Source organism: Succinivibrio sp. (assembly GCF_045124615.1).
Classification (GTDB): Bacteria; Pseudomonadota; Gammaproteobacteria; order Enterobacterales; family Succinivibrionaceae; genus Succinivibrio; species Succinivibrio faecicola.
Genome location: NZ_JBGVMC010000160.1, coordinates 1 through 9,880, shown reverse-complemented (window position 1 = coordinate 9,880; position 9,880 = coordinate 1). Strand labels below are relative to the sequence as shown.

General features: G+C 37.7%; 9 protein-coding genes. 1 reads left to right on the top strand and 8 read right to left on the bottom strand.

Annotated features, from left to right (window positions below; genetic code table 11):
- Positions 1 to 97: 97 nt before the first annotated feature.
- Genes murD through mraZ form a run of 8 tightly spaced genes read right to left on the bottom strand, consistent with a single transcriptional unit; the run spans position 98 to position 9,123 of the window.
- Positions 98 to 1,429, bottom strand: a complete 1,332-nt coding sequence (gene murD, locus ACJML3_RS04350; RefSeq protein WP_406020928.1) for a UDP-N-acetylmuramoyl-L-alanine--D-glutamate ligase — start codon at positions 1,427 to 1,429, stop codon at positions 98 to 100.
- 18 nt (positions 1,430 to 1,447) lie between these two features.
- Positions 1,448 to 2,530 (bottom strand): phospho-N-acetylmuramoyl-pentapeptide-transferase, encoded by a 1,083-nt coding sequence (mraY, locus tag ACJML3_RS04345; protein WP_406020926.1) that lies wholly within the window; start codon positions 2,528 to 2,530, stop codon positions 1,448 to 1,450.
- The gene (murF, locus tag ACJML3_RS04340) at positions 2,524 to 3,903 is read right to left on the bottom strand and encodes a UDP-N-acetylmuramoyl-tripeptide--D-alanyl-D-alanine ligase (protein ID WP_406020924.1); all 1,380 of its coding nucleotides are present in this window, start codon (positions 3,901 to 3,903) and stop codon (positions 2,524 to 2,526) included. Before murF ends, mraY begins: the two co-directional genes overlap by 7 nt.
- Positions 3,896 to 5,404, bottom strand: coding sequence for a UDP-N-acetylmuramoyl-L-alanyl-D-glutamate--2,6-diaminopimelate ligase (locus ACJML3_RS04335; RefSeq protein ID WP_406020922.1), 1,509 nt, complete (start codon positions 5,402 to 5,404; stop codon positions 3,896 to 3,898). Before ACJML3_RS04335 ends, murF begins: the two co-directional genes overlap by 8 nt.
- Before the next feature lie 6 nt (positions 5,405 to 5,410).
- Positions 5,411 to 7,114, bottom strand: coding sequence for a peptidoglycan D,D-transpeptidase FtsI family protein (locus ACJML3_RS04330; protein ID WP_406020920.1), 1,704 nt, complete (start codon positions 7,112 to 7,114; stop codon positions 5,411 to 5,413).
- 1 nt (position 7,115) lies between these two features.
- Complete coding sequence (locus tag ACJML3_RS04325; RefSeq protein WP_406020918.1) at positions 7,116 to 7,685, bottom strand: cell division protein FtsL; 570 nt, start codon at positions 7,683 to 7,685, stop codon at positions 7,116 to 7,118.
- Positions 7,686 to 7,687: 2 nt separating this feature from the next.
- A complete protein-coding gene (rsmH, locus tag ACJML3_RS04320) occupies positions 7,688 to 8,638 on the bottom strand; it encodes a 16S rRNA (cytosine(1402)-N(4))-methyltransferase RsmH (protein ID WP_219937329.1) in 951 nt (316 codons plus the stop codon).
- A 2-nt stretch (positions 8,639 to 8,640) separates the two neighbouring features.
- A complete protein-coding gene (gene mraZ / locus ACJML3_RS04315; protein ID WP_288135976.1) occupies positions 8,641 to 9,123 on the bottom strand; it encodes a division/cell wall cluster transcriptional repressor MraZ in 483 nt (160 codons plus the stop codon).
- 405 nt (positions 9,124 to 9,528) lie between these two features.
- On the opposite strand from mraZ, the gene ACJML3_RS04310 reads away from it, so the two are divergent.
- A partial coding sequence (locus ACJML3_RS04310) for an SAM-dependent methyltransferase (RefSeq protein WP_406020915.1) occupies positions 9,529 to 9,880 on the top strand: 352 nt, incomplete at its 3' end.

Below are 9,880 nucleotides of genomic sequence, written 5' to 3'. Positions count from 1 at the left end.
CTTATTGCAATAATGCCAACACAGATCAGAATAAGAGCACCAACTAGGATAACTCTGTCAAAACTTGATCTGCTCTTTACTGACATAAAGGATCCTCTTAAGACTCTAGTGATGAAACTAGTTCAACAAAAACCTGTCCTCTGTGTTCAAATCCTTTGAACTGATCAAAAGAAGCACAGGCAGGTGATAGGAGAACAGCCTGACCAGATTTTGCAATCTCCTTGCTTCTCTCCAGAGCCTCCTGCATTGTTTCAACATTGATGCAGTACTCTGAACTTAAATCAAGGATCTGCTGTTTGTCTTTTCCAAAACAGAATACCTTACATACCTCTTTACCAAGATATTTCTTTAAAGGAGTAAAATCCTGACCTTTGCCAAGACCGCCTGCTAACAGAATTATTCCATTCTTATGAAGATCACGAAGACCTGCAATAGCAGCCTCTGTTGATGCAACATTTGTAGCTTTTGAATCATTGTAGTAGCTTACGTCATTTAAAACTTTTACAAGCTGGCATCTGTGAGGAAGACCTGTGAATGTTCTTAAAGCTTCTACCTGAGCTTTTCTGTCAATGCCTACACTGTCAGCTAAAGCCATACAAGCAAGTGCATTCAGGTAATTGTGCTCACCATAAATCTTAAGTTCATTAACATTTAAGATTCGCTTTGAATCAACAGTCAGATATGTTGCAAAAATAGTTTTTTCAAGACCATACTCTTTATAGTCAGAACCAAAGGTTCTGATCTTGTAATCGCCTTTCAAAGTTGGTTTTGTTCTTTCATCCTGTCTATTGATGATGATATTCTGCGCATTGTGATATGCAACCTGCTTTGCCATTGCATACTCTTCAATTGAGCCATGATAACGATCAAGATGATCCTCTGATACGTTAAGGATGGTTGCAGCCTTAAGCTTTAAAGATACGCATGTTTCTAGCTCGAAACTTGAAAGTTCAAGAACATAAAGTTCGATATCGTCAGAGAGAATATCAAAAACAGGAATACCAATATTTCCACCAAGACCAACCTTGATGTTAGCCACATTTGCCATATAAGCAACAAGAGATGTAACTGTTGATTTACCGTTTGAACCAGTGATACCAACAATTGGAGCCTTAGCAACTCTTGCAAACAGTTCAATATCACCAACAATTTCGACACCACAGCTCTTTGCATAAGCAATTTCTTCTTGATAGATACTTATACCAGGTCCGATTACAACCATGTCATAAGTTGCTAGAACTTCTTTATCTAGAGGCCCTAAATGCAGATCGATACCTACAGGCAGATCTGAAATATGTGGAGGATTCTGTCTTGTATCAAAAGCTGTAAATTTTTTGAGATCATGCTTTATCAGATATCTGATAACAGAAATGTTGGACATTCCAAGTCCAACAACAGCAACTTTTTTCTGATTTAATGATGTGTCCATGATAGCCTTCATTTTTTATTATCTGAGTTTGAGAGTTACAAGGCCTAATAAAACAAGTACGATTGTGATGATCCAGAATCTTGCCATCACTCTTGGCTCTGGCCAGCCACCCTTTTCAAAGTGGTGATGAATAGGAGCCATTCTGAAAATGCGCTTGCCTCTCATCTTGTATGAACCCACCTGAAGCATTACAGAAATTGTTTCTAAAACAAAGATACCGCCCATAATGAAAAGCAGAATTTCCTGACGGATAAGAACTGCAATCATACCTAAAACAGCACCTAATGATAATGAACCTACATCGCCCATGAATACCTGAGCTGGATATGAGTTGTACCAAAGGAAGCCTAAACCGGCACCTACAATTGCAGTACATGCAATTGCAACTTCAGTTGCATTTGGTACATAAGGAATGTAAAGATAACTTGCAAAGTTTGCATTAGATGTTGCCCATGCAACAATGCCAAGTCCGGTTGCAACTGTAATTGTTGTAATAATTGCAAGACCGTCAAGGCCGTCTGTCAGATTAACTGCATTTGATGAACCGGTAAGCACAAAATAGGCAAGAGGAATAAGGATAAAGCCTAAATCCGGCATAAAATCCTTAAAGAAAGGTATTACGAAAGTGGTTTCAGCAGAACTCTTTGCACCACCGTAAATACAGCATGCAAGAATAATTGCAATAGCTGACTGCCAAAAGTACTTGTACTTTGCTCTAAGTCCATGTGGATCGTGGCGAACAACTTTCAGATAATCATCTGAAAAACCAATTGCAGCATAGCCTATAAGTGTAGCAAGAATATACCATACATATGTATTATCAAGATGGCACCACAGGAGCATTGAAACTGCAATTGAACCTACGATAAGAACACCACCCATTGTTGGAGTACCGTTCTTTGAAAGATGTGACTGTGGTCCGTCATCTCTTACAACCTGACCAAAATGCAAAAGCTGTAGCTTTTTAATCAGATATGGTCCAAAGCATAATGAAATTATTAAAGCTGTAAACAGTGACATTACAGCTCTGAAAGTTAAATAGTCAAAAACTCTGAATGATGGGACATACTCATCAAGGTACTGTGACAAAAGAACTAGCATGTTCTCTCTCCTGATTTATTTATTCTCTCTACGATTTCATCCATATGCATACTATGAGAGCCTTTTACAAGGAATGTTACATGCTCATATCTGCCTATTAGAGTGAGTGCATATTTTACGAGATCTTCTCGGTTTTTAAAATGTTTTGATATCTGTTTTGCAATAGAACAGGTGCTTTTTGAAAGTTCTCCTACACACAGAATTTCATCCACCTTTGTCAAAGCATGCTCGCCTACCTTTTCATGCAAGCTTACAGCGCTGTCACCTAGCTCGCCCATATCTCCAAAAACCAATACTCTATGTCCCTTATAGGCACTTAAAGTATCAATACCAGCAATTACTGCGTTATAGCTTGCATTATAGGCATCATCAATTACTGTCATATTTGCATGATTCGTAACAGTAAGTCTGCCTTTAAGAGATGATGCTTTTTCAAGACCTGTTTTTAAAGTGCTATTCTTAGCACCGGAAATAAGTGAAAGCGCACAGGCTGCAGCTGCATTATAGGCATTGTGAAGGCCTATAACATTCATTGTTGTGCTAAATGAGCTCTCTTGTGTTGTAATATCAAAACTCAATGAATCTTCATTTTGCTTGATGGAACTTACCTTCACAAAATCATTGTCATTTGTTCCAAAGGTCAGAAGATTTCCAGATCTGAAAGCTGCAGCAAAGTCTGAACGCCATCTGTCAGCATAAGGTGAATCTGATGGTACTACAGCTTTTTTACCTCTTGATAAAACATCATCAAGAATTTCTGACTTGCCATGATATACACCGTCTTGAGATCCAAAACCTTCAATGTGAGCAGAACCTACATTATTGATAAGGGCTGTATCAGCTTTTAAAAACTCACAAGTATGAGCAATGTCATAAAGATGAGATGCACCCTGCTCTACAACAGCAAAATCATAGGTATTATCAAGTCTTAAAAGAGTTAATGGCACACCAATATCATTGTTGAAATTACCAAAAGTGCACATGCTGTTGCCATTTTCTGACAGAATTGAATTGGTAAATTCCTTTACTGTGGTTTTACCGCATGAACCTGTAAGTGATGCAATGGTACCTTTAAATTTACGTCTTACAAGATAAGAACAGTAACCTAGTGCCTTTTGTGTATCATCACAAAGAACAGCACTAGTACCGTTTGGTAAATTATTTACAACCTTTGAACATAAAACTGCAACTGCTCCATTTTCTATGGCCTTTGCAATAAAATCATGTCCATCAAAGCGCTCGCCTACAAGAGCAACAAACAGTGCATCCTTACAGTCGCGAGAATCTGTACTTACTTTATTGATTTGCTTATCTTCGCCACTAAGTTTGTAGTTAGCAAAAATACACAGTTCTGATAATGAAAAACTAATCACACTTGACTCCTAATAATCTGCAGGCTATTTCCCTATCAGAAAAGTGAATGGTTTTATCCTTAAAAATCTGATAATCCTCATGACCTTTTCCGGCAATCACAATACAGTCATTCTCTGTTGCCTTGCTAAAGGCATATTCAATTGCCTTTTCTCTGTCTTCGATCATTACAACATTATCAGCCTGAGCAACACCTAATGCCATATCATCTAATATTGCCTTTGGATCTTCTGTTCTTGGGTTATCTGATGTAAATACAGCTCTGTCAGCAAAGATAGATGCCTTGATAGCCATGATAGGGCGTTTACCTTTATCTCTGTCACCACCGCAACCTAAAACCACATAGACAAGACCATTTAGGAAATGCTGCTTAACGCCCCTTAATACCTGTTCGACACCATCTGGTGTATGTGCATAATCAACAATAATATGAGGCTTGTTAGGTGCACTAAAGCACTCCATTCTGCCCTTAATTGGTTTTAAATCTGACGCTGACTGCAGCAGTCTGTCAAAATCAAATCCCAATGATAAAAGAGTTGCCAAAGCGCAGGCAAAATTCTCAACATTAAAATGACCTAGAAGACCTATTTCACATTCGCCAGAGCCAAATGATGACTCAATTTCCAAATGAATTGAATGTGGTTTGTAGATGATGTTTCTTATCCACACATATCGTGAGCATTCTAGAAGCTCTGAATAGGTGTTGAAATCTGAACTGCAAGAATATGCTATAAAACCAGGAAAATTCTGAGAATATGCTCTGCCCTGTTCATTATCAATGTTGATTATCACATTCTGTTTTGGAACCATTTTCAGAAAATCTTCTTTTGCCTTTGCATAATTTTCCATGGTCTTATGATAATCAAGATGATCTCTTGTAAGATTTGTAAATGCACCTGCTACAAAATGAACTGAGTCAACACGACCTTCGCATACACCGATTGAAGATACCTCAAGAGCTGCAAATCTTGCATGCTCATTTACAACATCCCTTAATGCTCGCTGAAGTCTTACAGAATCAATTGTTGTGTTCGCGCTCTTTTTTAGATTTGGTAAAAAACCATAACCTAATGTTCCAAATACAGCGCACTTTCCATAATTTGCAAGTTCAATCCACTGCGAAATCAGCGTGGTGATGGTGGATTTTCCATTTGTTCCTGTTACACCGATAAGGCCAAGCTTGTCTGAAGGATCATCATAAAACCATGAGGCAAAATCACCAAGAGAACTCTTTTTTGGAACTATGAAAAGAGGAATGGTTACATCCTTTAAATATGATGTTGGAACCTTTGTTGTATACTCAATAACTATAGCAGCCGCACCTAAATCCTGAGCTTTTTTTGCAAAAGAAAGGGCATTTACCTTAGTTCCCTTTACTGCTACAAAGACATCATTCTTTTTTATCTGTCTTGAATCCATCTCAAGATTATTCAATTCAAGAGAAACATCCTCATTTTCTGGAGTCTTGCCAAAAAACTTATATAAATCAGCTAATTTTTTCATATTTTCCTACTGCTGAGAATTTTCTATCTGTCTGTCAGGTTTTATATTATAAATCTGAAGAGCATGTGACATCACATCTCTGAATACCGGGCCTGAAACCACACCACCGTAGAACTGACCTGCCTTTGGTGCAGAAATAACTACAACAAGAGCAAATCTTGGATCGGAGATTGGAGCAAAACCTGCGAACGTTGAAACATACTCATTAGAGTATCCTCCAGATTTTGCAATCTTTGCTGTACCTGTTTTTCCTGCAACCCTGTATCTTTCAATAGCTGCCTTTCCACCTGTACCTTCTGAAACTACAGTCTCCAAGGCATTCATCATATATTTTATCTGACGGTGATTTACTATCTGAGAACCTTCTTGAGGCTTCAACGTTTTTAATACAGAGATTGGTCTTCTGTAACCGCCAGAGGCTAATGTTGCATATGCTGAAGCTAACTGAGCTGTCGTAACAGAAATGCCGTAACCAAAACCTAAGGTAGCCTCATCAATTTTTGACCAAAACGCTCTGTTCGCATTAAGTCTTCCTGCACTCTCACCTACAAGATATGTTCCTGACTTATGGCCAAAACCGAAATTCTCCACCATCTTAAGCACTTTATGAGGACCTATTCTCATAGACAGTCTTGCCATACCTGTATTTGATGAATACTGAATGATATCCTTTAAAGTTCCGCTCTGCATTGCATGTGAGTCACGTACTGTCTTACCATCTACAATAAACGGTCTTGTATCAAAAACCTCATTCCAGCTTGTAGCCTTAGCTTCAAGAGCTGCTAGTGCAACTATTGGTTTTAGAGTTGAACCTGGCTCAAACGTATCTGTAATGGTTCTGTTTTTTGCATTATTGCTATCAAAATGTGTTCTGTCATTCGGATCAAAGGAAGGAGATGTAACCATAGCCAGAACTTCACCTGTTTTTACATCAACCAAAACTGCACATCCACTGTCAGCATCATTGCTTTTAACAGCTTCTTCAAGTTTCTGGTATGCAAGATCCTGAAGTCTTTGATCCACACTTAAAATAAGATTGCCACCCTGATTACCTTTCTGAACGGTACCAAGATTTTCTACGATATGATTGTATCTGTCCTTATTTGCCTTATCTAACTGAGCATGAGATGACAGATAGGCATTAAAGCTCTGCTCAACACCATAAATACCAGTACCCTCACCGTTTAAAATTCCGACTAGTGGTGCATTTACTTTACCGGTTGGATAGTATCGTTTATAGGTATCAACTAGAATGAGACCTTCTGGGCATATGGCTTTGACTGATGATGCTTTATCAAATTCAAGATAGTGCTTTAAATTTACAAAACGCTTTTTGGGATTTTGCGTTTTCTTGTAAAGAACGTTAACATCAATATCAAGTAAGGATGCAAGCTGATTCATCGCTCCCTTATCCTGATAAACTCCTGATTCATGAAGTTTTTTCGGATCGGCATTCACTTCCTTTACAGGAATTGATAGTGCAAGAATTTTTCCGTTTCTATCAACGATATATCCGCGAGGTGGTTCATAGGAGTAATGACGTACTACTCTGTTATTGCCTTCCTGGATAAGACGATCAGGTGCGTAAACCTGCATGTAGAAAAGATGGCCTATTAAATACGCAAATAGGGACGCTATAACGCCCCATATTATTGTTTTTCTGAATGTACCTAACTGTAGTTTTCCAGATTTGGTCTCTATAAGTGACATGCTATCTTAAATCTATTACTGTTTCGTCTTCTGTCTTCACTGCAACCATACCAAGCTTGTTTATTGCTCTGTTTCTGATGATTGAATACTCTGTATAGTTTTCTCTTGTTGCAAGAAGATTCAGCTGCTCTCTCATCAGAGTATCATTATAACGCTTGACCTCATTATATTGAATTGTAAGATCACGAGTTCTTTGAACCTGATGTACTTTTATTACTGAAACAGCTGATACAGCAATAATTAAAGCGTAAGCTACAAAGTTTCTAGAAAAATCCTTTAATACTTCCTTTAAAAGCTTAGGTGAATTAATCTGCTTTTCTGTCTGAAAAGATGCGTAGCTAATCAAAGATACTTCATTGTCTGAATTGAATGACAATGAAGGTGCACTTACATGAATAATCTGTTCAACATCGACACGTGTTTCAACCTCAGGGGTATTTACCTGAGGAACAACAGGTTTAATGTCTGGATTAGCCCTACGACCAAATTGTGGTCTTTGAGACTGACCATCATTATCTTTACCTGCATTAGGTTGAGTATTGTTTATTCTAAGTGCAGTTGAATTTTGCATATTTATTGAAGCCTCTTAAGCCTCTGACAGACACGCAAGGTTGCACTGCGTGATCGGACATTGGCTGATATTTCCTCTGAAGTTGCCTTAATGGCACCTCCTACTGGCTCCACTTTTGCTGTAGCTAGTCTCATTTTTTCTGTTTCTTCAAAAGTCAGAGGTAATCCGTTTGGAACCTTCTGACCCTGAGACTTATCTTTTATAAAAGTTTTTACAATTCTGTCCTCTAATGAATGGAAGGAAATCACACATAACCTGCCTTCATCATTTAGAACATCAATGCTGTTTTCTAATGCAGTTTTTAATTCATCAAGCTCTGCATTCACTGCTATGCGAAGAGCCTGAAAGCAACGGGTTGCTTTATGTTTTGGTGTTGGTTTTCCTCCAATCACCTTTTTTATAAACTCTGATAACTCAAGAGTTGTTTCGAACGGTTTTCTGTCTCGTTCGCGGACAATTGCAGAGGCTACCTTAGATGCAAAATTTTCCTCTCCGTATACTTTAAAAATATAGGAGAGATCCTGCTTTGAATAGGTGTTTACAATGGTTTTAGCATCAAGTTTTGCTGTTGTGTCCATACGCATATCAAGTGGACCATCCTTCTCAAAAGAGAAACCTCTTGAAGGATCATCAATCTGAGGTGATGACACACCGATATCCATAAGAATACCGTCAACTTTTCCTGCTATACCAAGGTCTTCACATACCTCTTTAATTCTAGAAAACGGACTGTGGGTGATACAAAAACGTTCATCCTTTATATTTCCTGCAGCCTCTATTGCTGTTAAATCACGATCAAGGGCATACAGTCTTCCATTTTCATTTAATCTTTTTAGTATTTCTTTTGAATGTCCACCTCTTCCGAATGTTGCATCCACATATATTCCATCAGCCTTGATTCTCATGTTTTCAAGGACTTCATTTAATAAAACCGGAATATGTGAAAATGCCATCGTTACAACCTGAGATCGGATAATACGCTGTGAGACTCAAGAGATGAAAGTTCAGCTTTAAGCTTGTTCTCATCCTCAGCAATACATGCTTTAAAGTTCTCTTCAGACCTGATTTCGAACTTATTGTTCAAACCAATTAAAAATACTTTCTTTTCAATGCCACAAAGTGCTCTCAATTCTTGAGGTAGCAGAATTCTGCCTTGAGAATCAAGTTGCAGATACACTGCTGAGCCTAATATTACTCGCTGTATTGTTCTGCATATTGGATCACTTAGAACTGGTAAGGAGCCTAAGGATTCTGTAACCTCATCAAACTGTTCTTTTCTGTAGAGCCATAGACATCTGTCAAAAAGGGATCTGGTGACAACCAGCTGACCTTCATTATTTTCCTGAATGCATTTTCTGTATCTTGCAGGCACAGCAAGTCTACCTTTAGAATCTAAAGATATTTCTGTTGTTCCGCAAAAAAATACACCGTCATCCATATAAGGCCAACCTTAAGTTGCACTATATGCCACCTTTTACCACTTTTTCCCATAAGTTTACAGATAAGACAGGCAAAATTCAAGTTTTAATAGACGGATTTAAAAAGAAAAAATATTATATTTCAATAAGTTATTGCTAAGAATATACTAGATAAAGATCTCATTTTTATATAATTTTTTAAGCTAATTTCTTAAAATTAAAAGAAATTTTCCTTACACAAGTATAATTAGCTAAGAATTAGGAAGATATTTACAAAAACGTGACTTGACCAAAAATTCATAATTTTTGTTTCCATTTTTTTTGTACCTGTTTAAAACAAACTGTCTTTGCAAAAAAAAACTACATTTGCAAAATCCTCATAAAAAAGTATGATCGTATCAGTAAGATCAATTACGGAATCAGTTATGGAAAGTGCACTTTATATTGTTCCAACTCCTATTGGAAATCTTGATGATATAACCTTAAGAGCAATCGATGTTCTAAAGAACGCAACCTTAATTGCAGCAGAAGACACAAGACATTCAAAGATTCTCTTAGACAAGCTTGGCATAAGTTCAAAGAAAATGATCAGCTGTCATGATCATAATGAGGAAGAGAAGGCTCAAATTATCATCAGTGAGGTGAAAAACGGTGGTATTGTTGCGCTTATCTCAGATGCAGGATCTCCACTAATAAATGATCCTGGATATAAGGTTGTTACTCATTGTGCAAAGGCTGATGTGAAAGTTGTTCCACTTCCAGGTCCTTGTGCACTGA

What these genes read in the sequence shown, in the direction of transcription:
- ACJML3_RS04330 (WP_406020920.1), bottom strand. Translation starts at nt 7,114, where the DNA reads ATGTCACTTATAGAGACCAAATCTGGAAAACTACAGTTAGGTACATTC.
- rsmH (WP_219937329.1), bottom strand. Translation starts at nt 8,638, where the DNA reads ATGGCATTTTCACATATTCCGGTTTTATTAAATGAAGTCCTTGAAAAC.
- mraY (WP_406020926.1), bottom strand. Translation starts at nt 2,530, where the DNA reads ATGCTAGTTCTTTTGTCACAGTACCTTGATGAGTATGTCCCATCATTC.
- murD (WP_406020928.1), bottom strand. Translation starts at nt 1,429, where the DNA reads ATGGACACATCATTAAATCAGAAAAAAGTTGCTGTTGTTGGACTTGGA.
- ACJML3_RS04325 (WP_406020918.1), bottom strand. Translation starts at nt 7,685, where the DNA reads ATGCAAAATTCAACTGCACTTAGAATAAACAATACTCAACCTAATGCA.
- ACJML3_RS04335 (WP_406020922.1), bottom strand. Translation starts at nt 5,404, where the DNA reads ATGAAAAAATTAGCTGATTTATATAAGTTTTTTGGCAAGACTCCAGAA.
- mraZ (WP_288135976.1), bottom strand. Translation starts at nt 9,123, where the DNA reads ATGGATGACGGTGTATTTTTTTGCGGAACAACAGAAATATCTTTAGAT.